Source organism: Streptomyces xanthophaeus (assembly GCF_030440515.1).
Classification (GTDB): Bacteria; Actinomycetota; Actinomycetes; order Streptomycetales; family Streptomycetaceae; genus Streptomyces; species Streptomyces kutzneri.
This window is the reverse complement of record NZ_CP076543.1, coordinates 358083-382835: the sequence shown is the minus strand read 5'-3', so window position 1 is coordinate 382835 and position 24753 is coordinate 358083. Positions and strand designations below refer to the sequence as shown.

Sequence of the window (24753 nt, the reverse complement as noted above, 5' to 3'; positions counted from 1 at the left end):
GTGCTCCTGGTGCCTCTGGTGCGCGGATGGCGGAACACCCCGGTCGATACCCCTCCCAGGGCGCGCCGCGCACGCCCCGGACGGCCGTGTGTCAGCTCGGGCGCTCGTAGTTGGTCAGGACGCAGCCCTCGACCTGGGCCTTCTCCAGCCGGTAGCCGGCCGGCGCGGTGAAGCCGGACTCGCAGTTCAGGTAGAGGAACTGGAGCTGGTACAGCCCGCGGCGGACGTTCGCGTTGTTGGTCTCCACGGCGATGTTCGTGCCGACCAGCAGCTTGCTCGCAGTGGCCTTGAGGCGCCCGTCGTCGTTCAGGTCGGCCAGCTGCGCCGCCTTGGCCTTGGTCTGGAGGGTCTTCATGTCGGAGACGGTGTCCAGCCAGTTCAGGTTGTGCGCGCGCCGCTCCCCGCCGAGCTGGCCGCAGACCGCTCGCTGCTTGACGCCCCAAGCGCTCGCGGGGCCGTCGACGACCGGCATGTAGTCGATCGACTGTACCTGCTCGTCGGTGACCGTCATGCTCGTGCAGTCGACCGTGTGCGGGCTGACGAGCTTCTTCAGTTCGGCGATGCTGCCGGCGCTCGGCAGGCCCAGGCTGCCGGTGGACGGCTGGCCCGGCTTCGCGGCTCCCTCGGTGGAGGGGTCGCGGACCGCCCCGCGGTGGGGGCTGCCCTGGCCGTCGGGGCTGTTGACGTAATCGGTGAGGAAGCAGCCCTCGACCAGGGCCTTCTCCTTCTTGAACCCCTCCGGGACGAAGACGTCGGGGTTGCAGCTCAGGATGCGCAGGTCGGAGTTGGGCGGGTCGACCAGGGACACGGCGGTGGCGGTCTTGAGCGCGGTCAGGGCGAAGTCCTTGCCCACGACTGTGCGGCTGGCGAGGTCGGTGTTGTCCCGGCCCTCGGCGAGCAGCTTCGCGGCGTTGTCCTTGGCGGCCTGCTGGAAGGCCTTCATGTCCGGAGTCAGGAAGAGGACGATCTCGCCCCGCGCGTTCTTGTCCGTGCAGACGCCGCGCTCCGTGATGCCCCAGTCCCCGGCGCCGATGAACCCGCTCAGCGGCACCCGGCTGTCGTTCGGGTCGGTGCTGAGGTTCTCGCAGGACGTGTACTGCTGTACGTGGGCCTGCGCCCCGGCCAGCGTGGCGGGCGCGGCGCCGGCGGCCGTGGGGGAGGCGGGGGCGGCGCCCCGAGCGCTCGCGGAGGGGCTCGCGGCGGGCGGGCCCGGCTTGGGGGAGTCCTCGCAGGCGGTGGCGAGGGTGGTGAGCGCGGCGAGGGCCGCGGTCGCGGCGGATATCCGCTGGAGGCGCATGGGTGTCTTCCGTCGGCTGGACACGGCACGGGGGGATGGCGTGCCCATGCTAAGGCCAAAAATGATCTTGTGGCGGGTCGAGGTGAGTTGACGGAGGCGGCGTGGGAGTGGATAGAGCCCTTGTTGCCGCAGGTGGATGGGCTTGGTCGGCCGTGGCGTGATCACCGGCAGGTGGTCAATGACGTGCTGTGGCGGTTGCGGACCGGGGCTCCGTGGCGTGACCTGCCCGAGCGGTATGGGTCGTGGCAGGCTGTCTATGAGCGGCTTGCCCGCTAGGAGGCGGGTCCACGACGACACGGAGGGCCGGGTGGAGTGGACCGTCGCCGCCGACTCCACGATCAACCGTGCTCACCAGCACGCCGCCGGCGCACGAAAAAGGGGGCTGCGGACGGGGACGAACTGGAAGATCCGGTCGGCTCGCAGACGCGCCAGGCCCTCGGCCGGTTCCGAGGCGGGCTGACCACCAAGGTCCACCTCGCCGTCGACGGCCGGGGACTGCCGCTGTCCATCGTGCTCACGCCCGGCAACGTCAACGACGCCACCGCATTCGGTCAGGTCCTCGACGGGATCCGCGTTCCGCGAGCCGACACCGGCCACCCACGCACGAAACCGACCCGAGTCCTGGGCGATAGGGCCTACTCCAGCCGAGCGATCCGGCATCTGCTGCGGCGTCGGGGCATCGCCGTCACGATCCCCGAGCGCCGCGACCGAACAGCCAACCGCCGACGCCGAGGGCGCCTCGGCGGCCGGCCGCCCGCCTTCGACAAGGAGCTCTACCGCGACCGCAACGTGGTCGAACGATGCTTCGCAGGCCTCAAGCAGTTCCGCGCGATCGCGACGAGATTCGACAAGCTCGCCGACCGCTACCGTGCCGGCGTCGTCCTGGCCTCGCTGATCCTCTGGCTCCGCGAACCAGCCCGTGATCATTTGTCAGACACTGCCTAGGCCGTCTCATGACATCGGTTCCTCGCGGTCAGGCTCGGCGGCACAGGATGTGAGGCGATCGGCGAGCGCGATGACGAGGTCGCGGAGTTCATCGGGGCGCTCGATGACGAACGGCCGGTCGAGTGAGGCGAGCATCGGGGGTAGCCAGTCGAGCCGCTCCGCCCGCACCTCGACGCGCAGCCAGCGCTCGGCCGCGCGGTCCTCGCCGGCCGCCGACTCGTGCTCCTCCAGGCTCGCGACGCCGGCCGGAAGGCGGGCGCGGATCTGCTCAACGGTCCCGTGGATCCGCAAGGTCACCTCATGCTGGTACTCGGCCGTGGCGAACCCTGACAACACGCGCTGTTCCGGACCGGGACCCACCGGCACTTCGAACGAGCCGGGCAGGGTCCGCGCGTCTGCGATGCGATCGAGCCGGAAGGTTCGGTCCTTGCCGATCCGGGCGTCCTGGCCCGTGACGTACCACCGGCCCGCATGGGCGACGATCCCGTACGCGTGCAGCGTGCGTTCGCTGCGCCGTCCGTCACGGTCGGTGTAGCGGATCGAGACCGGTCGGCAGTGGCGCACCGCATCGGCGATCGTGAGCAGGACCCCAGCGTCCGGAGTGTCGAACTCGCCGGGCTGATCCGTGAAGGCGAGGGCTCCCAGGAGCGTGTCGAGCCGACGGGCGATGTGCTTGGGCAGCACCCGCCGGATCTTCGCCGACGCCGTCTCGCTCGCCGTGCGCTCCGTCGTCGTCAACCCTGCTCGGCGGCCCGCCACCAGGCCGAGCACCACCGCCAGCGCCTCGTCGTCGCTGAGCATGAGCGGAGGCAGACGGAACCCGGGAGCCAGCCGGTACCCGCCGTAGCGGCCGCGCACCGATTCCACGGGCACGTCGAGGTCGATCAGTTGGTCCACATACCGGCGCACGGTGCGCCCTTCGACGCCGAGCCGGTCGGCGAGTTCGGCCACCGTCCGGGTGCCGCCCGACTGCAGCAGCTCCAGGAGTGTCAGTACGCGGCCGGTCGGTCGAGGCATGTTGGCAGCCTAACGCGAATACAGGACCGATTCTGTCCTCTATTTCTCCTAGCCTGCGACGAGTACGCCTCCAGCACAGCCAAGGAGATTCCCATGGACTTCGTCTCGATCCGCATCATCACCAGCGACGTCGCGCGCCTCGTCGGCTTCTACGAGCGAGCCACAGGGGCGCGGGCGACGTGGGCGACCGAGGACTTCGCCGAACTCCGGACCGCGGGCGCCACCCTCGCGATCGCCGGCACCCGCACCGTCCCGCTGTTCGCCCCGGACTCTGCCCGGCCGGCGGACAACCACAGCGTGATCACCGAGTTCCTCGTCGACGACGTGGACCGCGTTCACGAGAACCTGACCGGCTTCGTCACCGACTTCGTCACCGAGCCCACCACGATGCCCTGGGGCAACCGGTCGCTGCTGTTCCGCGACCCCGACGGCAACCTCGTCAACTTCTTCACCCCCGTCACCCCGGCGGCCATGGAAAAGTTCGCACGCTGACGCCACGGCACAGCCGCTCACGCGGGAGCCCTCAACACACCTGGGGAACGTCGGGCTCGGTGACCCAGCCGGCCGCCAGCACCAGCCGCGAGGTCCGGTGGACGGCCAGGAACCCGAACGGCCTGTCGAAGTGCACCTCGGCCCGGCGGGCCCTGTACCTGGGCCGCGCCGGCGCCGCGCAGCCGGCCGCCACGCCGAAGGCGGTGACGGCGGCGGCCTCGAAGCCCTCGGCGTCGAACCGGGCCAGTGCGGACTGCCGTGCCGAAGTGACGGCCAGCGGCTGGGCGCTGACGCCGGGGAAGTGGCCGCGCTCCGTGTCGGTGGCGGTCTCCAGCCCGAACAGCCGGGCGTGGTCCAGGAGGTCGTGCTCCGACCGCACTTCGAAGGCCACCGTCTCGATGTCCAGCCGGGGTTCGGGGGAGTGGGCGGCCACCGTGCCGACCGCCAGTCCCGGACCGGGGCGCCCGTCGGGGAGCAGGCTCGCTCCCGTGGCGGGGAGGGCCCTGGTGACGGCGGCGATCCCGGTCGTGAGCGTGCCACCGGCCGGCGCTTCGGGCTCGCCCAGCACGAGGTGGACGTCGACGCCTGCCGCCCCGACGACCTCCAACAGGGTGACCGCACCGGAGGGGCCGTGCGCCACCCGGACCCGGTCGAGCAGCGAGGTGCTGCGGTACAGCGTGCGCACGCGGCGCCCGGCCCAGGGGCCGGTGCGCGGCTCCCCTTCCCACTCGTCGAACGGCTGGATCCACCGCAGCCGCAGCGCGAGCGCGGAGGCGAGGACCATCAGGGTGCTCTCGTCCAGGACCACCGGCATGCGCCCGATCAGTCCGTCCGTCCGGTCCGACGCCCACGCGTCGAGCGCCTTGGCATCGGCGTCCGGGTCCCCGGTCAGCGTCCCCCGGGCACCGGCCGGGAGCTTCGCCGACCAGTCCTCCTCCAGTGGGAGCCGGGCATCGGTCCACAGGCCGGTCGCCGCCCGAAGACCCCGTACGCCGGCCAGCGCGGCCAGCAGGTCCCGGGCGGCCCGGCCCGCGGCCTCGGCGGGTATGCCCAGGGCCTGCGCCAGTTCGGCGCGGGCCGGGCCGCCCGAGCCGTCCGCGAGCAGGGCGAGCAGCGGCCAGAGGCCGGCCGCGGTGAACACCGTGCCCGTGTTCCCGCCCGGGGCCTGCGCGGCTGCCGCCCAGCGCGTCGTCAGCCGATTGACCGCCCGTACCGTCGAGTTCCTCATGCGGGGGAGCGTATGTGGAAGGACGCCGCCGGGCCGGATGATTTTCCGCGGCCCGGCGGCGCCGGTCGGTGGGTGGACGGGCGGTGTCGGGGCTCCCGGTCAGCGGCCGCGCAGGCCCCGGTCGACGGCCGTCATCAGCACGCCGTCCGCGGTGTCCGCGTCGAGCGACCAGAACATCGCGCCGCCGAGGCCGTGTTCGCGGACGTACCCGGTCTTGGCGCGCAGCACCTGGGGGTCGTCGTACGTCCACAGGGTGGTGCCGTCGAAGAGCCAGGCGTGGCCGCCGCGCCGGTCCCGGTGCAGCGTGTAGGTGCCGGAGTCGGCCAGCTTCTTCAGCGCCTTGTAGTCCTCGTACCCGGCGGACCAGGTGGCCGGTGCCGGGCCCGTGGCCGGCTGCCCCATGCCGTCCCCGCCACCGGTGACGCCGGTCCAGCCCTGTCCGTAGAACGGCATGCCCATCACCAGCTTGTGCGCGGGCGCGCCCCGTCGGAGCCAGGCGTCCACCGTGCCGTCGACGCTGAAGTCGCCCCGGGCGCGGAGCGCGGACTGCTGGGCGGTCCTCGGCTCGCCGGAGACGTGGAAGTCGTAGCCCTGGAGGGTCACGAAGTCGAGGTCGCGCATGATCCGGCGGACGTCGAAGCCCGCGTCGATCTTGGCGGGAGCGGTCGGGACGAAAGCGGTCAGCTCGTACGGGGTCTTCTTCCTCTGGCTCCGCGCGTACGCGTCGAGCTGCGTGCGGAACTCCCTGACGAGCGCGGTGAAGTTCTGCTTGTCCTCGGGCCGGTACTTCGTGTCGGTGTCGCCCGCGGAGCCGGGCCACTCCCAGTCGAGGTCGATCCCGTCGAACACGCCGGCGGCCGCTCCCGCGCCGCCGCGGGCGCCGTCCTGCGGAAGATTGCCCTTGATGTAGAGGTCGATGCAGGACTCGACGAAGGCCTTGCGGGAGGCCGGGGTGAGCGCGGCGTCCGAGAAGTGCGTGGACCAGCTCCAGCCGCCCAGCGAGATCAGCACCTTGAGGCCGGGGTGCTTGGCCTTGAGCTCGCGCAGCTGGTTGAAGTTGCCGGCGAGGGGCTGCTCGCCGGTGTCGGCCACCCCGTCGACGGAGTTCGCGGCGTCGAGCGGGCGCACGTAGTCGGCCCAGGCGTCGGCTTCACCGGGCACGTTCCCGGTGAAGCACCTGCCCTCGGGACTGACGTTGCCGAAGGCGTAGTTGATGTGGGTGAGCTTGCCGGCGGAGCCGTTCGCCTCCAGGTCCTGGACCTGGAAGTCCCGTCCGTAGACACCCCACTGGGTGAAGTAGCCGACCTTCTTGTACGGACGGTCGTGGCCGCCGTCGGCCTGCGCGGCGGCGGCGGGCGCGAAGGCGGTCAGCAGGGAGAGGGAGCAGGCGGCGACGGCCAGCCTGCCGAGCATGCTGCGGCGCATGGGCTTCCTTTGCGGATGCGGGGAGCGGGGCGTGTGCGCGTGCGCTGTGCATGCCGGAAACTATTGGTCTGGACCAGAGCGGTCAAGGGGGCGGCCGAAACTTACCCGCTACGGCAGCGGCAGGCTCCACTGGCCGACGTCGTCGGCGAGGCCGGTGTCGAGGGCGAACTGGACCGCGGCCGGCTCGGCGTCCGCCGGGATCCGGAACGCGACGAAACCCTCCGCCGTGCCGCCGGGATCGAGCGTGACGGTCTCGGGGAAGGCCGGCCCCGCGGTGGTGGGGACGTCATCGCCGGTGAACCGCTGCCCGGCGGTGTCCAGCAGGTGCGCGGCGGGAGCGGGGGAGTCCTGGTAGACGGCGGTTCCGGTGTTCTCCAGGCGGAAGCGCGTCGCGACGAGCCGGTCGGTCCCGGTGGACTCGGGTCCCGCGGGGCTCGCCGGGTCCACCACCTGCGTCAACGTGACGTCGAGCCGCAGGCCCGGCCCGTTCCCGGTGAGGGAGATCGTCTCGCCCGAGCCGTCCGGGGCCGCGCCCAGCAGGGCGGGCGCGAGGAGGGCGAGCGCCAGGAGCGAGCGCCGCAACCGCACCCGCCCCGGTCGTCGGCTTCGGGGCATGACGGAACCTCCCGCTCCACGGGTCCCCACCACCCACGATCCTCCGCACCTCGCGGTCCCGCCACCCACACCGGCCGGGCCGCGCCGTCCCAAGAGGTCATCCCCATGTGGCGATTCTGCGGTGGCAGGCGGGGAGGCTTTTAGGATCTCCGGCATGGCAACAAGACTCGTACAGATCAATATGAAGGCCCAGGACGACTCCGCGCTCGGCCGGTTCTGGGCGGAGGCACTCGGGTGGGGTATCGACAGCGAGGGACCCGGCGTCACGAACCTCGAACCGGTGGGCTTCACCTACCCCGACCCGGCGGCCGTCTGCATCGACATCATCGCCCGCCCGGAACCCAAAACGGTGAAGAACCGGGTACACCTCGATCTGGCCACCACCTCGACCGCCCATCAGGCGGAGTTGGTCGCGCGCCTGCAGGATCTGGGTGCGACGCTCGCCGACGTGGGTCAGGGCGACGTCCCCTGGACGGTCATGGCCGATCCGGAGGGCAACGAGTTCTGCGTCCTGGAACCCCGTCCGATCTACCAGGACACCGGGCCGATCGCCGCGGTGGTGGTCGACTGCACCGACCCGCGAGCGATGGCCCGGTTCTGGGACGAGGCGATGGACTGGACGCTCCACGAGGTCACCGACGAGCAGGCGTCCATGCGCTCCGCCAAAGGCGTCGGCCCCTACCTGGAGTTCGTCCGCACCCCCGACACCAAGAGCGTGTGGAACCGCGTCCACCTCGACATCGCCCCCTACCGCGGTGACGACGTGGAAGCAGAAGAAGCCCGGCTGCGCTCCCTCGGCGCCACCGACCCCGGTATCGACCAGTCCGCGATCTCCTGGACGATTCTGGCCGATCCGGAGCGCAACGAGTTCTGCCTCCTGAGCCCTCGCTGACCCTGGGCAACGGCTCGGGTCGGTTCCGGGTCAACGGCGCAGGCCTTCGGCCACCCCGGACAGTCAGCCCCGCCCCTGGAGGGTGATCGGCCGGTCGCCCACCGGCAGAACCACTCCGGCGAGGGACTCGCACACGGTCGGGCCGGGAATTGATTGGATCTCCCGGCCCGTTCGTGTCATGGTTGGTCCCACCGAAGGGGTGTAGCTCAGCTGGTCAGAGCGCCGGTCTCCAAAACCGAAGGCCGCAGGTTCGAATCCTGCCGCCCCTGCGACACCGACAGCACGCCTGTCGAGAACGCCCGGCCGGGAGTACATCTCCGGCCGGGCGTCGCCGTTCGCCCGGACCGGCCGCGGTCGGACAGTCGGCCGAGTGCGTCGGACAAGGCGCGCCTGCCCGGCCGGCGTTCGTCCAGGACGGCCGTGGCCGGCGACGCGGCGACCGACAACTCTTCGGCGGCACGGGCACACCGGACATCGTCTACCGTCTTTCGGATGGGGACAGACGTACGGCGGGGCGACGACCGGTGGCCGGACCGGGACTGGGGGCCGGCAGCCGGGCCAGGGCTCCGGCAGGCCTGGTTCAGGGGGCTGAGCTTCAACGCGGCCGCACCGGACCACATCCGGATCCGGCTGCTGGACCTGGACACGGCGCCGTACGTCCTGGCGCGGCGCGACCTGTCACCTGCCGTCGTCGACGCCGCGGTCGGCCACCCGGACCGGCAGGTCCGCGGCAGGCTCGCCGAAGCACCCGCATCCCTCGGGCTCACCGCCGCCCAGTGGTCACGGCTGGTGCTCGGCGAATCCGGCGGTGCCCGGCGCGAGCTGATGCTCCAGGCCGCGGCCATGGCCGGGCGGGGACTGACGCGGGAGGCGTACGGAACGCTGGCCGCGGACCCCTTCGGTCCGGTCCGGGAGGAACTGGCCCGGATGCCCGCACTGCCCCTCCCGCTGCGCCTGGCCCTGCTGGCGGATCCACTCCCGCAGGTACGGGCCGCCGCGTGCGAAGCCGGCTGGCGGGACCTCGGCGAAGGGACCCGGGCCCGGCTGGCCGCGGATCCCGCCCCGGCGGTGCGGACCGCGGTCACGCTCGCCCGGCACGAGGAGGTGCCGCTCACCGCGGAGTTCTACGACGCCGAGCCCGGAGCGGGCCGTCTCGTCGAGGGCCACCGGCTGGAACGGGAGCTCGCCCTGCGGCTGTGCGCCGACGCGGACCCCTGGCTGCGCCGGAACCTGGCCCGCAACCCCTACCTCGACCCCGACCTGGTCGAGGTACTCGCGGCCGACCCCGAGGACGACGTACGCCTTGCCGTGTCCACGCGTCCTGAGCTGACGGAGGAGCGGCGGGCCGCCGTACCGGTGGACATCGACCCGCGGACGATGCGGCGGCCGGTCGCGTGGGTGGTGGCGCTGCACGAGGACGAGGAGGCCATGCGCCGCCTCGCGGCATCCCCGCACCTCCTGCTGCGCAGCAGCGTCGCGACGGCCCGGCGGCTGCCGCCGGACGTGGTGGAACGGCTGGCCGGGGACGAGGACCGGGTCGTCCGGCTCTTCCTCGCAGAGCGGTGCGACGACGCTCCGGCGGACATGCTGCTGGAGGTGTGGCAGTGGTGGAACGGGAGCTACTCCACCCCCGACCGGCCCTACGGACACCCGAACTTCCCACGGCGCGACCTGCTCCGCCACGCCGACGACCCGCACCCGCGGCTGCGGCAACTGGCCCTCGACGACCCGGACTCGACGCCCGGTCTGGTGGAACGGTTCGCCGGGGACGAGGACGCCGAGGTACGCCTGCGCGCCGCCACCGACCCCCGGCTGTCGCCGGACTCGGTGGTACGGATGCTCGACGACCCGGACAGCGGCGTACGTGCCATGGCGGCGCGGCATCCACGGGTGCCCGTACCCGTCCTCGTCGCGCTGCTCGGCGACGAGGGGACGGCGGAGGACGCCGCCCGGAACCCGGTGCTGCCGGTGGCCGTCATGGAGCGGATGACCGTCACAGGGCCATGAAGTGGTGATGATCCGAGTCTGTGGGGCCCGCGGCGGCGGTGGATGAGCGGACGTACTCGTCCACCGCCCCGCGCATGCTCGGCCGAGGCCTACTCGGCGCCCGGCTCCTGGTAGCCGTACGGGCGCGTGATGATCTCCATCCCGTGGCCGCTCGGGTCCGTGAAGTACACCCCGCGGCCCCCGTCGTTGTGGTTGATCTCGCCGGGGTGGCGGCCGTGCGGGTCCGCGAAGTACGGGACCCGTGCCGACCGGATCTTCTCGAACGCCGCGTCGAACTCCTCCTCCGAGAGGAGGAAGGCGTAGTGCTGCGGGGTGATGGACCCGGCCGGGATGGTCGCGAAGTCCAGGGTGACGCCGTTCGCGGTGTCCACGGGGATGAAGGGTCCCCACTCGGTCCCGACCTCCAGGCCGAGGACGTGTGCCAGGAAAGTGGCGGACTCCCGGTTGTCACGGGAGTGGATGATCGTGTGGTTCAGATGGACGGACATGGGTGAATGCCTCCGAAAGGCACGTCACGGCGCCTCCATGCCTCACCCGGACGGTGACCGACACGCGATGCCGTGATCACGATCCTAAACACCCTCTTCGGGCGAAGTCCACCCTCTTCGACCCGCACCCCACCACCCGGCCCGGCGGCCGCACCGGCTCACGAACCCCCGTACACCGCCTTGACGTTGTCCTGCGCCGGGTGGGTCCGGCCGGCCGGACCCGCCGCGAACACCCGCAGGAGGTTCTCCGTCACCCGGGTGGTCAGCGCCCCGGAGCGTGCGTCCAGACCGTGGTTGCGTCCGCTGCGGCCGTCGCCGGTCGCGTCCAGGGCCTCCACCCATCGCATCGTGCCGGTCGCGAACACTCCCGCCCCGCTCGCCACCGTGTAGTAGGCCGTGTCCTGGTGGCTGGGCCGCCCCTCGCACACCACGGGGGAGTGGGCCAGGATCTCGATCGGCCGGGGCGTCGGGAAGCCCGTGTCGACCTTGTCGTACTCGACGCCGACCAGGTGCTCGAAGCGGTCGCCCGCCTTCGCGCCGGTGCCCTCGAAGAGCCAGTGCCCGGGGTTGGTCACCACGTACGGGGCGTCCACCGGATAGCCGTCGTAGATCACGCCGAGCAGCGAGCTCTCCGGGTTCGCGCCGGGCGCGGAGCGGAAGTCCACCGTCGCGGGATGGCCGCGCTTGAACCCCGGGTCCTGCTCGTAGGACGACTTGTAGCAGACCAGCGTACGGTCCGGCCCCAGGTCGGAGGGTTCCAGCCGGATCCGGCGGAAGCAGCAGTTCGCGCCCAGGATCGCGATGTTGGTACCGGCGTCGCGGGCGGCCGTGAAGTGGGCCCGCTGTTCCGGCGACCAGTACTCGTCGTGCCCGAGGGAGAGCACCGCCGCCGCCCCCTCCAGCAGCCGCTTCTCCCGTGCCACGTCGGTGGTGGTCGTGTAGGCGAGGGGTATGCCGAGGCGCTCGGCCAGCGCGATCAGCGGAGCCTCGTACACCAGGAACAGGCCCGCGCCGTCGTCGTACTCGTACGGCCGGTCGAAGCTCACGGCGAGCGAACGGGAGGCGAAGCCGCCGCCGGGGCCGTCGTAGCTGCCGTAGCCGCCCCACCGGTTGTACGCCTGCCAGGTGGCCACCGCGTTGACCACGACCGTACGGCCGGCGGTCGACGCGGACCGGACGGTGATCGGCACGAAACGCCGGCCCTCGCCGCCCTGCGCGTCCAGCCGCAGCAGGTAGCTTCCCTCCGGCCAGTCCTTCGTCTCGACCGTGGCGCTACGGGTCCACCGGGTGCGGACCATCCTGGTCCCGGCGTCCACCGTGTGCTCGGGCTGCCGGGCCCCGGGCAGGGCCTCGGAGCGCCACACCAGCCGCGCCCGGGCCCCGCCGTACCAGCCCATCCGGTAGGCGGAGACGGTGAACCGGGGCGCGGTCGTCGACACGTGCAGCCCGAAGGACTCGCCGGGCAGGACGCTGACCTTGTCCGCGAATCCCTCGATGGCCCGCGCCGGACCGGCCTTGTCCACGGGCCAGTCGGCATGGCCCGGACGGGCGTTCTCGGCCTTGACGTCGAGCCCCTGCGGTCCGGCCGCCGGCGGCTTCCCGCCCGGCGCGGCGGACTCCGACGCGGTCGCGGACCGCGGCCCCGCCCCGGATCCGCCCTCGCCCGTGCCGTCGCCGTTCGCGCAACCGGCCAGGGTCCCGAGCCCCGCGGCCGTGGCCGCCCCCGCCGCGATCGCGAGGAACCGCCGCCTGCCTGCGTCTTCGCCGTCCGCGGCGGGCCCGGCCGAGTACATCTGATGCATGGAGAGCACGTTATGTGACGCTCTGGCCCGTGCTTTCACCGGCCTGACCGGCACGACATCTCCTAGGCTGGCCCCCTGTTGTTCCGGGCACCAACCGACGTCGGGGGAACGCGAGATGACGTACAGCACCGCACACGCACCGGGCACGATCAGGCAGCTGTGGCAGCTGCTGGAACCGGTCCACGCCGTCGTCTACTTCGCCCCCGAGGCCTACGAGGAGGCCGGCGCGCTCGGCTATGCCACCGACGACCGGTGGCCGATGTACTTCGCCTACCGGGCCGCACCCCTGGGCCCGGCCGGAGCGGGGCTCGTGAACGCCCTCTTCTACAGCTTCAGCCCCGCCATGGTGAACCACTACCTCGCCCGGTCCTGGCACACCGCCGAGCCCGCCCGCGTGCTCGCGGCCCGGGCCGTCGCCGCCGACCGCTCGCTGCACGCCCTGCTCGGCGAGCGCACCGCCTCCCCCGACCTGGCCGAGGCCGCCCGGCTGGCCCGGCGCGCCGCCGAGGCCGTCACCACCGGCGGGCGCCCGCTGGCCGCCGCCAACGCCGCCCTGCCCTGGCCCACGGCTCCGCACACCGTGCTCTGGCACGCGGCGACGATCCTGCGCGAGCACCGCGGGGACGGCCACCTCGCCGCCCTTCAGGCCCACCACCTCGACCCCGTCGAGTCCCTGGTCCTCCAGTCGGGCGTGGGAGCCGCGCCCGCCCAGTGGTTCGAGGGCCGCCGGTGGTCCGCGGGCCGGTGGAACGCCGCCCGCGAGCGGCTCACCTCCCGGGGCCTGCTGGCCGAGGACGGCGCGGCCACCGAAGCAGGGCTGACGCTGCGCACCGGGGTCGAAAAGCTCACCGACGAACTCGCCTCGGGCCCGTGGGCGGCGCTGACCCCGCAGGAAGTGGCCCGGCTCGCGGAACTCCTCCTCCCGCCGGTCCTCGACATCGTCGGCGCCGGGATCCTCCCCACCCAGGGCACCCTGGGCATCGGGGTGAAGTACGACTACGAGGGCTGATCCGCAGCCCGCGAGGGGCCTTCGCGACCGGCGGGGTGCCCCGGCACACAGGCTCCCGATCCGTTCTGCGGCCCGCCTCCGGACGGTCCAGGCCTCCATGGCCGGATCGGCGTTCTGCCACAGAAGGGCCGGGCTGTGTTCAGCTGCTTGCCGGCACCTGCCGGGCGTCGTCGGCCTGGAGCGACAACGCCCGTATGCACCCGCAGACTTGGGAGGGAACATGCCTCGTATCACCCGATCGGCGGCGGTCACCGCAGCCACCGCCGTCGCTTTCGCCGCAGCACTGACCGGAACCGCCGGGGCCGATGCCACGGGTGTGACCGCAACCCCGGCCGGGACCGCACCCCAGCCCGTGCACTGGGCCGCACCGCCCCAGGGCGTGACGGTCGCCGCGCCGCAGCGACTGCTGAACCAGCCCGTGCGGATCACCAACGACTTCGCCAAACGCCCCACCACCCAGTGTCTGGACGTGGACGCGAACGGTGGCGGCAACGGCACGGTCGTCCAGATCTGGCAGTGCAACGGCACCGCCCAGCAGCGTTGGTACCTCTGGAACAACGGCGCGCTGGAGAGCTACCGCTTCCCGGGCAAGTGCCTGGACGCCGACCTCAACGGCGGTGGCCGCAACGGCACCAAGGTGCAGATCTGGGACTGCAACAACACCCCGCAGCAGAGCTGGTCCCACCCGTCGGGCGACCGTGCGATCTACAACGCGCGCTTCTACGGCGGCGGCAACATCGTCATGGACCGCGACGCGAACGTCGTGGGCAACGGAGCCCGCATCCAGCTGTGGCAGAAGAACTTCCAGTCGCAGCAATGGTGGGACGTCTGGGCCGACTGACCTCGGGAACAGGAACCGGCTCCGGGCGTGCGGATCGCGCTCCGCGGGTCGATCCGACGGATGCCGAGCGGGAACGGCCGCGGCCGTTCCCGCTCGTCGACCGCAACCGCGGCGGCTCTCGCCGTCCGGCTGCGGTCACGATTCAGCGCGGGCCCGCCAGCAGCCCCACCTCTGCCTGCTCACCCGGAAACGTGGTTTCAGGAGCGGAGCGGCAGGTGCGGAAGCAGCCCCACGTGCTGCCGTACAGCCCGGAGTGAGAGAGTTCCTTCCGTGAAGCGCACGAGCACCCGCCTCGCCGACGGCCGCGAGATCTTCTACTACGACACCGGCGACGGCGCCGCCCGCGCCTTCCCCGACACGCGTCCGCTCGACGCGTCCGCCACCGCGGGCGGCCCCGAGGTCCGGCGTGATCCGCTGCTCGGCGACCGGGTCGTCATCGCCTCCCACCGGCAGGCCCGCACCTACCACCCGCCCGCCGACGCCTGCCCGCTGTGCCCGTCCACCGGGGGACGCACGAGCGAGATCCCGGCCCCCGACTACGAGGTGGCCGTCTTCGAGAACCGCTTCCCCTCCCTCGCCGGCGACACCGGCCGCTGCGAGGTCATCTGCTTCACCCCCGACCACCTGACCTCCTTCGCCGAGCTCGACGAGGAGCGCGCCGCGCTCGTCCTCGCCGCCTGGAGCGACCGCACCACCGAACTCTCCGCCCGCGAGGGCGTCCAGCAGGTCTACTGCTTCGAGAACCGCGGCACCGAGATCGGCGTCACCCTCGCGCATCCGCACGGCCAGATCTACGCCTTCCCCTTCGTGACACCGCGCACCACCCGGATGCTCGCCACCGTCGCCGCCCACCGCGAGCGCACCGGCGGCAACCTCTTCGAGGAGGTCCTGGCCGCCGAGCGCGCCGAAGGCACCCGCGTCGTCCTCGAAACGGAGCACTGGACCGCCTTCGTGCCCTACGCGGCGCGCTGGCCGTACGAGGTCCACCTCTACCCGCGCCACCGGGTCCCCGACCTGCCCGCCCTCGGCGACGAGGCCCGCGCCGACTTCCCCCGGGTCTACCTGGAGCTGCTGCGCCGCTTCGACCGGCTCTTCGACCGGCCCGACCCGACCCCGTACATCTCCGCCTGGCACCAGGCCCCGGCGGGCGAGGGCCGGGCCGACTTCGCGCTCCACCTGGAGCTCTTTACGATCCGCCGTACCGCGGACAAGCTGAAGTACCTGGCCGGGACCGAATCCGGCATGGAGGCCTACATGAACGACGTCCGGCCCGAGGCCGCGGCCGCGCGGCTGCGGGAGGTGGCGAGCACGTGAACGGGTCGGCGGCGGACGAATTCCGGCAGCTGTACGGGTACCCGCCCGAGGGGGTCTGGGCGGCCCCCGGCCGGGTCAACCTGATCGGCGAACACACCGACTACAACGACGGCTTCGTCCTGCCCTTCGCCCTTCCGCAGCGCACCGAGGTGGCCGTGGCCCGGCGCACCGACCGGATCCTGCGGGTGCACTCCGCCGACGTCCCCGCCGGCGCGGTCACCCTCGACCTCGCCGACCTCGATCCGGCGCGCCCTCCGCAGGGCGACGCGAGCTGGGCCGCGTACCCCGCCGGGGTCGTCTGGGCCCTGCTGGACGCCGGACTTCCGGTCGGCGGCGCCGATCTGCACGTACGGTCCGACGTACCGGCCGGCGCCGGCCTGTCCTCCTCCGCCGCCCTGGAGGTGGCCACCGGGCTGGCCCTCACCGACCTGTACGGGATCACCCTCACCCGCCCCGAACTGGCCGCACTCGCGCGGCGCGCCGAGAACGCCTACGTCGGCGTCCCCTGCGGGATCATGGATCAGACGGCCTCGGCCTGCGCGACCGAGGGACACGCCCTCCACCTCGACACCCGCAGCCTCGAACAGCGCCACATCCCCTTCGACTGCGCGGCGGCCGGCCTGCGCCTCCTCGTCATCGACACCCGGGTCAAGCACGCACTCGCCGACGGGGCCTACGGCCGCCGCCGGGCCTCCTGCCACCGCGCGGCCGGGGCCCTGGGCCTGCCCGCCCTGCGCGACCTCCCGTACGAAGAGCTGGAGCAGGCCCTGGCCCGCCTGGACGACCCGGTGCAGAGGAAGCGGGCCCGGCACGTGGTGACCGAGAACGAACGGGTGCTGAAGATCGAGGCGTTGCTGCGGGCCGGCCGGCTGCGCGAGACGGGACCGCTGCTCACGCAAGGCCACCTCTCGCTGCGCGACGACTACGAGGTGTCCTGCCCGGAGCTGGACCTGGCGGTCGCCACGGCGAACGCAGCGGGCGCGTACGGCTCCCGCATGACGGGTGGAGGCTTCGGCGGCTCGGCGCTGTCCCTGATCGACGCGGACGCCGAGCGGTCGGTGACCCGGGCGGTGACGGACGCCTTCCGCGGCGCGGGCTTCACGCCGCCCCGCATCACGACGGCATCCCCCTCCCCGGGCGCCACCCGCCTCCTCTGAGGCCGTCCCGCGCTGACACCGCTCCCGGGTTCAGGGGGACTGGGGCGGCGGCGTGGCGCCGGGCACCGGGGCGACGAACGTGGGGTTGTCCTGCCCGGCGGGTTCCATGGGCCGGATGTCGACGACGGTCACGCCGGTGCCGGGCCGCTGCTCCCCGATCAGTTCGCCGCGGTGCCGCATGACGAACGGCACGGTGAGACGTTGGGCGGGTACGGCGTCGTTGACGTAGACGTCTTCGGTGTAGTCGTAGCGGGCCGAGGACCAGCACGCTTCGCATCCCGCTTCGGGCTTGCCCTCGTACGTCCACCGCAGGGTGACGCGGTAGGTGACGGGATCGTCGGTGCCGGCCCCGGAGGTGAAGAGCAGCTTGCCGCGGCCGGTGCGCTGGTCGGTGGCGCACATGTCGACGGTGGCGGTGCCGTGGGCGGGGACGCCCTCGGGGGTGGGGAGCTGGGGCACGGGATGCGGGCAGCCGGGCGCGGGGGTGGGGGCGGGCGTCTCGCCCGTGCCTCCGCCTCCGGGCCGGCCGCTGGGCCTGCCGGGTTGCGGGGTGCCCGTGGGGTTCGGGGCGACGGTGGGGTTCGGGGCGACGGTGGGGACCTGGGTGGGGGTGGCCCCCGGGTCGGGGGTGCCCGTAACGGGGGTGCCCGACGGCATGGCCGTGGGCCGGGGGGTCGGCTGGACCGACGGCCCCACGGTGGGCGAGACGCTCGGGACGGGGCCGGGGGTCTCGTCGGCGTTGACGGGTCCGGCGAATAAGGCGAGAACGGCGGCCGCGCAGGTGGCGACGGCAGCGGCCGGTATCAGCTTCCGGTTCACGGGTTTCCTTCGGGTCGGGCTGCCCCCGCTCCGGTCGGGCCGGGGGGAACTCCGGTCAGAACGCGGCCGCGACCAGCGGGGCGACGTCATGATCCACACGGTCAAATTACCCCGGGCGGGCGAGGTGGCCGGTGGGGCTGCGGCCCGCGTGTCACAAGGCGTTCACAGCCCGCTGCCCGGATTTCGGTCCGGCGCCCGGAGCGGCCGCCTAGACTGAAAGCACAGTTGATCATGTACTTGTCGAGTCGGAGGAACGAACCGCATGCGCTATCTCCCCCTGGGCAGTTCAGGACTGCAGGTCTCCGCCGTCGGCCTCGGCTGCAACAACTTCGGCGGCCGACTCGACGCCCAGGCCACCCGCGCCGTCGTCGACGCCGCCCTGGACGCGGGCATCACCCTCCTGGACACCGCCGACATCTACGGCGGCGCCGGCGGCTCCGAGGTCCACCTCGGGCAGGCCCTCAAGGGCCGTCGCGACCAGGTCGTCCTCGCCACCAAGTTCGGCTACGACGGCGTGGACATGAAGTACGGCCCCGCCGCCGGTTCGCGCGGTGGCCGCGCCTACATCCGGCGTGCCGTCGAGGAGTCCCTGCGCCGCCTCGACACCGACCACATCGACCTCTTCCAGCTGCACAGCCCCGACCCGGCCACCCCCATAGCCGAGACCCTGGCCGCGCTCACCGAGCTCGTCGCCGAGGGCAAGGTCCGTTACATCGGCCACTCCAACCTCTCCGGCTGGCAGCTCGCCGAAGCCGCCCACGTCGCCCGCGAGACCGGCTCGGTCCCTTTCGTGTCGGCGCAGAACGAGTGGTCGCTGCTGGAGCGGTCGGTCGAGCGCGAGCTGGTCCCGGCCGCCCTCCACTACGGCGTCGGCGTCCTTCCGTACTTCCCGCTCGCCAACGGCCTGCTGACCGGCAAGATCCGCCGGGGTGCGCCCGTACCGGCCGGCTCCCGCCTCGAAGGCCGCGACTCGTACCTCACCGAGGAGCGCCTCGACGTCGTCGAAGCGCTGGCCGCGCTCGCCGAGAAGCACGACCGGACCGTCCTCGAACTCGCCATCGGCTGGCTCTCCGCCCAGCCCGGCTGCGCCTCCGTCATCGCGGGAGCCACCTCCGCCGAGCAGGTACGGGCCAACGCGGCCGTCGCCGACCGTCCGCTGGACGCCGAGCTGCTCGCCGCGATCGACGCGATCCCGGGGGCGCGACGGCCCGAGTGACGGCTCAGACGGGCGCCCCCGTCAGGACGTCCACCTTGCCGGTGTCCAGCGAGTAGTAGGCACCGACGACGGCCAGGGCGCCCTTCTTCACGAGGGGCGCCAGGTCGGAGTTGGAGCGCAGATCGTCCGCGGTGACCCGGATCTGGTTGTGGATCATGGTGTCGACGGGGTCGGCGCCGGGGTTCCGGGCCGTCAGCCGGTACGCCGGCTCCACCGCCCTCACGATCGCCTGGAGGTTCCCGGGCAGGGGCGCGTCCTCCTGCAGGGACTTGTACGCGGCCTCGACGGCGCCGCAGCGCTGGTGCCCGAGCACGACGATCAGCGGGGTGCCGCCCGTCATGGGCCCGTACTCGACGGAACCGGTGACCACCGGGCCGATCGCCTGCCCGCCCGTACGCAGGACGTACAGATCGCCGAGCCCGGTGTCGAAGACGAGCTCGGGCGCCACCCGGGAATCGATGCAGGTGAGGATCCCCCCGAACGGGTCCTGCGCCGCCGCGACGAGCTGACGCCGCTCCGGATCCCGGTCGGGGTGATCGAGGTCCCCGCTCACCCAGCGCGCGTTGCCCTCCATCAGCCGGGCGAACGCGGCCGTCGGCGTGTCCGGCCGCGGCTCGGGTGCGGCGGTCGTCTCCCTCGGGGTGCCCGCCGAGGAGCATCCCGCGACCGCGACGGCCGCCGCGAGGCCACCCGTCAGCACGGCCCGGCGGGCCGGACGTCCAGCTGTGTGCATGGGCGGTACCCCTGGGTCGTGATGACCGCGATTGTCCACCGTGCCGGGGCGATGGGACCGCAGCCACACTCGGGCGCGGCAGCATGGCCACGGACGGCACACGGCCCACGGTCCGCGGGTCGTGGGCCGTCCGCGCCCGGTCAGGACACGATGTCCTTGCGGGAGAACCCGCGGAAGGCGAGCGCGAACAGCACCAGCGCGTACGACACCGACACCACCGCCCCCTTGACCATCCCGCCCCACTCCAGCTGCGGCTGCAGGGCGTCCGCCCAGGCGAACTGCCAGTGCGCCGGCAGGAACTCCCGCCACGACCCGAGGGCCGTCACCGCGTCCAGCACATTGCCGACGATCGTCAGCCCGACCGCCCCGCCCACCGCACCCAGCGGCGCGTCCGTCCGCGTCGACAGCCAGAACGCCAGCCCCGCCGTCACCAGCTGCGACACGAAGACGAAGGCCACCGCCAGCGCGAGCCGCGGCACGGTGTCCCCGACCGCCAGCGCCCCGCCGGCCGGGAGCTTCAGCGGCCCCCACCCGTACGCGGCCGTGCCCGCCGCCAGCGCCACCACCGGCAGCAGCACCATCGCCGCCAGGCTGAAGCCCAGCGCCACCACCAGCTTGCTCCACAGCAGCCGCGCCCGGGGCACCGGCGAGGCCAGCAGGTAGCGCAGCGAGGACCAGCTGGCCTCCGACGCCACGGTGTCCCCGCAGAACAGCGCCACCGGCACCACCAGCAGGAAGCCGGCCGAGACGAACAGACAGGTCGCGGCGAAGTTCGCGCCCGAGGCCGTGGCCGTGTCGATCAGGGTGATGCGGCCGTTCCCGCCGCCCCGGCTGCCCGGCCCGCCGCCCACCGCGAACGCGATCATCAGGATGAACGGCAGCGCGGCCAGCACCCCGCCCATGACCAGCGTCCGCCGCCGGCGCCACTGCCGCAGCGCCTCCACGCGCAGCGGGAGCGTACGGCTCGCCCGGTAGCCGGGAGCCACCTCCCGCACCGTCGTCGCCGTACTCACGCCGCACCTCCGATCAGGGTGAGGAACGCGTCCTCCAGTCGCCGGTGCGGTCCCACTCCGCTCACCGGCACCTCCAGCCGTACGAGTTCGGCGATCAGCCCCGCGGCCGTCGCGCCTTCGAGCCGTACGAGCAGCCCGTCATCGGCGGCCACCACGGAACCCACTCCCTCCAGCGCCGCCACCTTCTCGACGCTCACCTCGTCCACCGGCTCCGCCAGTGTCACCAGCAGCGTGTCCCCGCCGCCGGTGATCTCCGAGACCTCGCCCGCGGCGACCCGCCGCCCGCGGTCCATGACCACCAGGTGCGTACAGGACTGCTCCACCTCCGACAGCAGGTGACTGGAGACGATGACCGTCCGCCCGCCCGCCGCGTAGCGGATCATCACGTCCCGCATCTCCCGGATCTGCGGCGGGTCCAGACCGTTCGTCGGCTCGTCGAGGATCAGCAGGTCCGGCATCCCGAGCATCGCCTGTGCGATCGCGAGGCGCTGGCGCATGCCCTGCGAGTACGTGCGCACCGCGCGCTCCAGCGCGTCACCGAGCCCGGCGATCTCCAGGGCCTCGGCCATGTGCGAGTCCTCGGCCGGGCGGCCGGTGGCCTGCCAGTAGAGCTCCAGATTGGCGCGGCCCGTCAGGTGCGGGAGGAATCCGGCGCCCTCCACGAAGGCCCCGACCCGTGACAGCACGGGCGCCCCGGCCCGTACCGCCTGCCCGAACACGCGGATCTCCCCGGCGTCCGGCGAGATCAGCCCCATCAGCATCCGCAGGGTGGTGGTCTTCCCGGCCCCGTTGGGTCCGAGCAGTCCCAGTACCTGCCCCTTCTCGACGCGGAAGGACAGGTCCTTCACCGCGTACCGGTCCTGCGCCTTCGCGTAGCGCTTCGTCAGTCCGGTGATCTGCAGGGGCACGTCGGCCAGTGCCGGGTCCGGCTGCGCCGCGCCGGACCCCGGCCCGGCGGACCCCCGGCCGGTCCGCCGCAGGCCCAGCAGCGCCGCGGCCAGCGCGATCGCGCCCAGCGGTAGCCACCAGGTCCAGGCGGGCAGCCCGGCCGAGGCGGTCCGCACCTGCGCGGCGACGGGCACGGCCAGGGGGCCCTCCGCGGCGACGGTGTAGGTGGCCGGCGCCGCCGGGGTCGCGTAGCCGAGGTCGGTCGCGGCGATCACCAGCCGCAGCCGGTGTCCCGCCGCCACGGAGTGGTCGATCGCGGGCAGCCGCAGCCGCACGCTCGTACCCTGCTGCGCGTTCTCCACCCGCACCGGGGCGACCAGCTGGCTCGGCAGCACCTGCTGACGGCCGTCGGGCCCCACGTCGTACACCTTGCCGAACAGGACGGCCGAACCGTCGGCGGCTGTCGACCTCACCTTCAGGGTGAGAGTCGGTGTGCCGGTGACCGTCATGTCCTCGGCCAGCGGCGCCGACTCGAACCGGGCGTTCTGCCCGGGGAAGTCCAGGGAGAGCCCGGCCCCGAAGGCGGCGAGCTGCCCGCCGATGCCCGGGAGCGCGGACAGGGCGGGAGGCGCGCCGCCCGCCGGATTGGCGAAGGTCTGCTCCGGCCCGGTCAGGGCGAACTCCCGCGGGCCGGATTCCAGCCCGGGATACCGGTCACCGGTCGCTCCGCGCAGGGTGACCTCGCCGTCGGTGGAGTCGATGCCTCCGGAGCGCGTGACCCGGAACGCCGGGCCGGTGTCGGCGCCCTCGTCCCCCTTGAGGTGGCGGTCGAACCAGGAGGCCACCCGGGCCTCGACCCGGTCGGCCTCGCGCATCCCGCCGTCGTGCCCGCCGGCCGCCCAGTCCACGGAGACGGGCGCGCCGTTCGCCGCGATGGCCTTGGCCATGGCATCGGCCTGGTCCAGCGGGAACAGGGAGTCGTCCTGGCCCTGCACGATCAGGGTCGGCACCTTGATCCGGTCGCCGACGGCCGACGGACTGCGCTGCTCCAGCAGGGTGCGGGCCTCGGGATCGGGCTTGCCCGCCACCGCGACGCGCTCGTACATCGCGCAGAGTTCGGGCTGGAACCGTCCGCAGCCCGGTGCGGCGGCCGCCGCACCGGGCCGCTGTCCCGGCAGGGCCTGCTGCATCCCGTCGGTCGAGCCGCTGGTGAAGAAGATGCCGGACCAGAGCTTCTTGAAGACGCCGTTCGGGAAGAGGGCGTCCGCGAGGTTCCAGTAGGTGATCTGCGGGGCGATCGCGTCGACCCGCGGGTCGTGACCGGCCGCGAGCAGCGAGATCGCGCCGCCGTAGGAGGCCCCGGAGACGCCGACGCGCGGATCGCCGGCCGCGTCGAGCCGCACCTCGGGCCGGGCCGCGAGCCAGTCGACGAGCCGGGAGACGTCCTTGACCTCGTACTCGGGGTCGTTCAGGCCGATCCGGCCCTCGGAGCGGCCGAAGCCGCGCGCCGACCAGGTCAGGACGGCGTACCCGTCCCGGGCGAGGCGCTCGGCCTGCTCGCGGACATCGTCCTTGCTGCCGCCGAAACCGTGCCCGAGGAGGACGGCGGGACGCTTCTGCGCACCGCCGCCCGCGGTGAAATAGGAGGTGTCGATCCCGGCGCCGGGCATGTTCACGACCTGGTCCTGGCGGTGCACGGCGGGTTCGTCACCGGTCGCGGACGCGGCCGTCCACGTACCGGCCCCCGCCACGACCGCGAGCGCGGCGGCGCCCGCGAGCAGACGGTCTCGGCGGCGCCGGGGCATTCGGAGCTTCATACGGGCACCCTAAGGGCCCGTTCCCCGGGCTCCGAGCACCCACAGGCGGAACCGCCCACCTTCTCCAGGACTAGGCCGGGGCCCGCGTGTACCGCAGCTGCGGTACACGCCCCACGTCCCGGCCTGCCCGGGACCGGCCCGTTCCCGACCTGCGCGGCACATCCGCGGGCGGGAGGATGGCCGCATGCTGCTGGCCGACGTCGCACGCGTGTCCCGGGAGGTCGCCGAGACCTCCGCCCGGTCCCGCAAGAGCGCCCTGCTCGCCGAGCTCTTCGCCGCCGCGTCCCCCGAGGAGGCCGGCCTGGTCATCTCCTACCTCTCCGGGCGCCTCCCGCAGGGCCGCCCGGGCATCGGGTGGCGCACGCTCGCCCAGGAGACCGAACCGGCGGCCGACCCCTCCTTGACCGTCCGCGACGTCGATACCGCGGTGAGCGAACTGGCGACGGTGACGGGCACCGGGTCCGTGGAGCGGCGCGGCCGGATCCTCGCCGGCCTGCTGGGCCGGGCCACCGGGCCCGAGCAGGCGTTCCTGCGCGCCCTGCTGTCCGGCGAGGTGCGCCAGGGCGCGCTCGACGCGGTGGCGCTGGAGGGCGTGGCCGCGGCCGCCCGGGTACCGGCCGCCGCACTGCGCCGGGCGGTGATGCTGGACGGCTCGCTGCCCCGGGTGGCGGCGGCCGTACTGGCCGAAGGAGCGCAGGCCCTGCGCACGGTCACGCTGCGCGTGGGGCAGCCGGTCCAGCCGATGCTGGCGGGTACCGCCAAGTCGGTCGCCGAGGCCCTGACGGTGCTCGGGCCGTGCGCGGTGGAGGAGAAGCTGGACGGGATCCGGGTCCAGGTCCACCGCGAGGGCGACGACGTACGGATCTACACGCGCTCCCTGGACGAGATCACGGCGCGGCTGCCGGAGGTGGCGGAGCTGGCCCGGTCGCTGCCCGGGGAGCGGTTCATCCTCGACGGGGAGGTCATCGGACGGGCGGCGGACGGCCGCCCCGTCCCCTTCCAGGAGATCGCCAGCCGGGTCGGCTCCCGGGTGGACGTCGCGGCCGCCCGGCGGACGCTCCCGGTCGCCCCCTACTTCTTCGACGTCCTGGCCGTGGGCGAGGACGTCCTCCTCGACCTGCCGGTGCGCGAGCGGTACGCGGCCCTCACCGCGCTCGTCCCCGAGGACGCCCGGGTCCGCCGCCTCGCCGTCGAGGACCCGGGGGAGCAGGGCGCCGAGGCCGAGGAGTTCTGGGCCGAGACGCTGCGCCGCGGCCACGAGGGGGTCGTCGTCAAGTCGCTGGACTCGACCTACGCGGCGGGCCGGCGCGGCAGACACTGGCTCAAGGTGAAACCGGTGCACACCCTCGACCTGGTCGTCCTCGCCGCCGAATGGGGCCACGGACGGCGCACCGGCCTGCTGTCGAACCTGCACCTGGGGGCGCGCACCGGCGACGGCACGTACGCCATGCTGGGCAAGACCTTCAAGGGGCTCACCGACGAGATGCTGCGCTGGCAGACGGAGCGGCTGCGCGGGCTGGCGGTCGAGGACGACGGCTTCACCGTCCGGGTCCGCCCGGAACTGGTCGTCGAGATCGCCTACGACGGCCTCCAGCGCTCCTCCCGCTACCCGGCCGGAGTGACCCTCCGCTTCGCCCGCGTCCTGCGCCACCGCCCGGACAAGACCGCGACCGAGGCGGACACGGTGGCCACGGTCCTGGCGGCGCACGCCGGCTAGGAGGTGCCCGGGCCGAGGGGC

General features: G+C 73.2%; 20 protein-coding genes, 1 tRNA gene and 1 pseudogene. 11 read left to right on the top strand and 11 right to left on the bottom strand.

Annotation, left to right across the window (positions count from 1 at the left end; all coding sequences use genetic code 11):
* Positions 1–91: 91 nt before the first annotated feature.
* Positions 92–1297, bottom strand: coding sequence for a hypothetical protein (locus KO717_RS01730; protein ID WP_301363973.1), 1206 nt, complete (start codon positions 1295–1297; stop codon positions 92–94).
* A 69-nt stretch (positions 1298–1366) separates the two neighbouring features.
* Between KO717_RS01730 and KO717_RS01725 the strand changes: the two are divergent.
* Positions 1367–2242, top strand: a pseudogene (locus KO717_RS01725) (IS5 family transposase).
* 6 nt (positions 2243–2248) lie between these two features.
* Here KO717_RS01725 and KO717_RS01720 read toward each other — a convergent pair.
* Positions 2249–3259, bottom strand: a complete 1011-nt coding sequence (locus KO717_RS01720) for a helix-turn-helix transcriptional regulator (RefSeq protein ID WP_301363972.1) — start codon at positions 3257–3259, stop codon at positions 2249–2251.
* 93 nt (positions 3260–3352) lie between these two features.
* On the opposite strand from KO717_RS01720, the gene KO717_RS01715 reads away from it, so the two are divergent.
* Positions 3353–3751, top strand: coding sequence for a VOC family protein (locus tag KO717_RS01715; RefSeq protein WP_301363971.1), 399 nt, complete (start codon positions 3353–3355; stop codon positions 3749–3751).
* Positions 3752–3782: 31 nt separating this feature from the next.
* Here KO717_RS01715 and KO717_RS01710 read toward each other — a convergent pair whose 3' ends face one another.
* From KO717_RS01710 to KO717_RS01700, 3 genes are all read right to left on the bottom strand, one after another.
* A complete protein-coding gene (locus KO717_RS01710; protein WP_301363970.1) occupies positions 3783–4979 on the bottom strand; it encodes a serpin family protein in 1197 nt (398 codons plus the stop codon).
* Between the two features lie 99 nt (positions 4980–5078).
* A complete protein-coding gene (locus tag KO717_RS01705) occupies positions 5079–6404 on the bottom strand; it encodes a glycoside hydrolase family 18 protein (RefSeq protein ID WP_301363969.1) in 1326 nt (441 codons plus the stop codon).
* A 108-nt stretch (positions 6405–6512) separates the two neighbouring features.
* The gene (locus KO717_RS01700) at positions 6513–7019 is read right to left on the bottom strand and encodes a hypothetical protein (RefSeq protein ID WP_301363968.1); all 507 of its coding nucleotides are present in this window, start codon (positions 7017–7019) and stop codon (positions 6513–6515) included.
* A 154-nt stretch (positions 7020–7173) separates the two neighbouring features.
* On the opposite strand from KO717_RS01700, the gene KO717_RS01695 reads away from it, so the two are divergent.
* The 3 genes from KO717_RS01695 (at position 7174) to KO717_RS01685 (ending at position 9918) form a co-directional block, all read left to right on the top strand.
* On the top strand, positions 7174–7911 hold the full coding sequence (locus tag KO717_RS01695; RefSeq protein WP_301363967.1) for a VOC family protein: 738 nt from the start codon (positions 7174–7176) through the stop codon (positions 7909–7911).
* A gap of 195 nt (positions 7912–8106) precedes the next feature.
* A tRNA-Trp gene (locus KO717_RS01690) sits at positions 8107–8180 on the top strand.
* 223 nt (positions 8181–8403) lie between these two features.
* Complete coding sequence (locus KO717_RS01685) at positions 8404–9918, top strand: PE-PGRS family protein (protein ID WP_301363966.1); 1515 nt, start codon at positions 8404–8406, stop codon at positions 9916–9918.
* Positions 9919–10007: 89 nt separating this feature from the next.
* Here KO717_RS01685 and KO717_RS01680 read toward each other — a convergent pair whose 3' ends face one another.
* Positions 10008–10406 carry a VOC family protein gene (locus KO717_RS01680; RefSeq protein ID WP_301363965.1) on the bottom strand — a complete coding sequence of 133 codons (399 nt, stop codon included), beginning with the start codon at positions 10404–10406 and terminating at the stop codon, positions 10008–10010.
* A 158-nt stretch (positions 10407–10564) separates the two neighbouring features.
* On the bottom strand, positions 10565–12208 hold the full coding sequence (locus KO717_RS01675) for a N,N-dimethylformamidase beta subunit family domain-containing protein (RefSeq protein ID WP_301363964.1): 1644 nt from the start codon (positions 12206–12208) through the stop codon (positions 10565–10567).
* Between the two features lie 115 nt (positions 12209–12323).
* On the opposite strand from KO717_RS01675, the gene KO717_RS01670 reads away from it, so the two are divergent.
* The 4 genes from KO717_RS01670 (at position 12324) to galK (ending at position 16529) form a co-directional block, all read left to right on the top strand.
* Positions 12324–13217: an SCO6745 family protein gene (locus tag KO717_RS01670; RefSeq protein WP_301363963.1), complete on the top strand. Its 894-nt coding sequence runs from the start codon at positions 12324–12326 to the stop codon at positions 13215–13217.
* A 220-nt stretch (positions 13218–13437) separates the two neighbouring features.
* Complete coding sequence (locus tag KO717_RS01665) at positions 13438–14058, top strand: RICIN domain-containing protein (protein WP_301363960.1); 621 nt, start codon at positions 13438–13440, stop codon at positions 14056–14058.
* Between the two features lie 270 nt (positions 14059–14328).
* Positions 14329–15372 (top strand): galactose-1-phosphate uridylyltransferase, encoded by a 1044-nt coding sequence (gene galT / locus KO717_RS01660; RefSeq protein WP_301363958.1) that lies wholly within the window; start codon positions 14329–14331, stop codon positions 15370–15372.
* On the top strand, positions 15369–16529 hold the full coding sequence (galK, locus tag KO717_RS01655; protein WP_301363957.1) for a galactokinase: 1161 nt from the start codon (positions 15369–15371) through the stop codon (positions 16527–16529). Before galT ends, galK begins: the two co-directional genes overlap by 4 nt.
* Before the next feature lie 30 nt (positions 16530–16559).
* Here galK and KO717_RS01650 read toward each other — a convergent pair whose 3' ends face one another.
* The gene (locus KO717_RS01650) at positions 16560–17348 is read right to left on the bottom strand and encodes a hypothetical protein (RefSeq protein WP_301363956.1); all 789 of its coding nucleotides are present in this window, start codon (positions 17346–17348) and stop codon (positions 16560–16562) included.
* Positions 17349–17610: 262 nt separating this feature from the next.
* Between KO717_RS01650 and KO717_RS01645 the strand changes: the two genes are divergently transcribed.
* Positions 17611–18564 carry an aldo/keto reductase gene (locus KO717_RS01645; RefSeq protein WP_301363954.1) on the top strand — a complete coding sequence of 318 codons (954 nt, stop codon included), beginning with the start codon at positions 17611–17613 and terminating at the stop codon, positions 18562–18564.
* Between the two features lie 4 nt (positions 18565–18568).
* On the opposite strand, the gene KO717_RS01640 is transcribed toward KO717_RS01645, so the two are convergent.
* The 3 genes from KO717_RS01640 to KO717_RS01630 all read right to left on the bottom strand — a co-directional run bounded on the left by KO717_RS01640 (position 18569) and on the right by KO717_RS01630 (position 23015).
* The gene (locus KO717_RS01640; RefSeq protein ID WP_301363953.1) at positions 18569–19297 is read right to left on the bottom strand and encodes a carbonic anhydrase; all 729 of its coding nucleotides are present in this window, start codon (positions 19295–19297) and stop codon (positions 18569–18571) included.
* Positions 19298–19437: 140 nt separating this feature from the next.
* The gene (locus tag KO717_RS01635) at positions 19438–20310 is read right to left on the bottom strand and encodes an ABC transporter permease (protein WP_301363952.1); all 873 of its coding nucleotides are present in this window, start codon (positions 20308–20310) and stop codon (positions 19438–19440) included.
* Positions 20307–23015: an alpha/beta fold hydrolase gene (locus KO717_RS01630; protein WP_301363951.1), complete on the bottom strand. Its 2709-nt coding sequence runs from the start codon at positions 23013–23015 to the stop codon at positions 20307–20309. The genes KO717_RS01635 and KO717_RS01630 overlap by 4 nt, the downstream gene beginning before the upstream one ends.
* A gap of 184 nt (positions 23016–23199) precedes the next feature.
* Between KO717_RS01630 and KO717_RS01625 the strand changes: the two genes are divergently transcribed.
* Positions 23200–24732, top strand: a complete 1533-nt coding sequence (locus KO717_RS01625) for an ATP-dependent DNA ligase (RefSeq protein ID WP_301363950.1) — start codon at positions 23200–23202, stop codon at positions 24730–24732.
* The last annotated feature ends 21 nt before the right edge of the window (positions 24733–24753 follow it).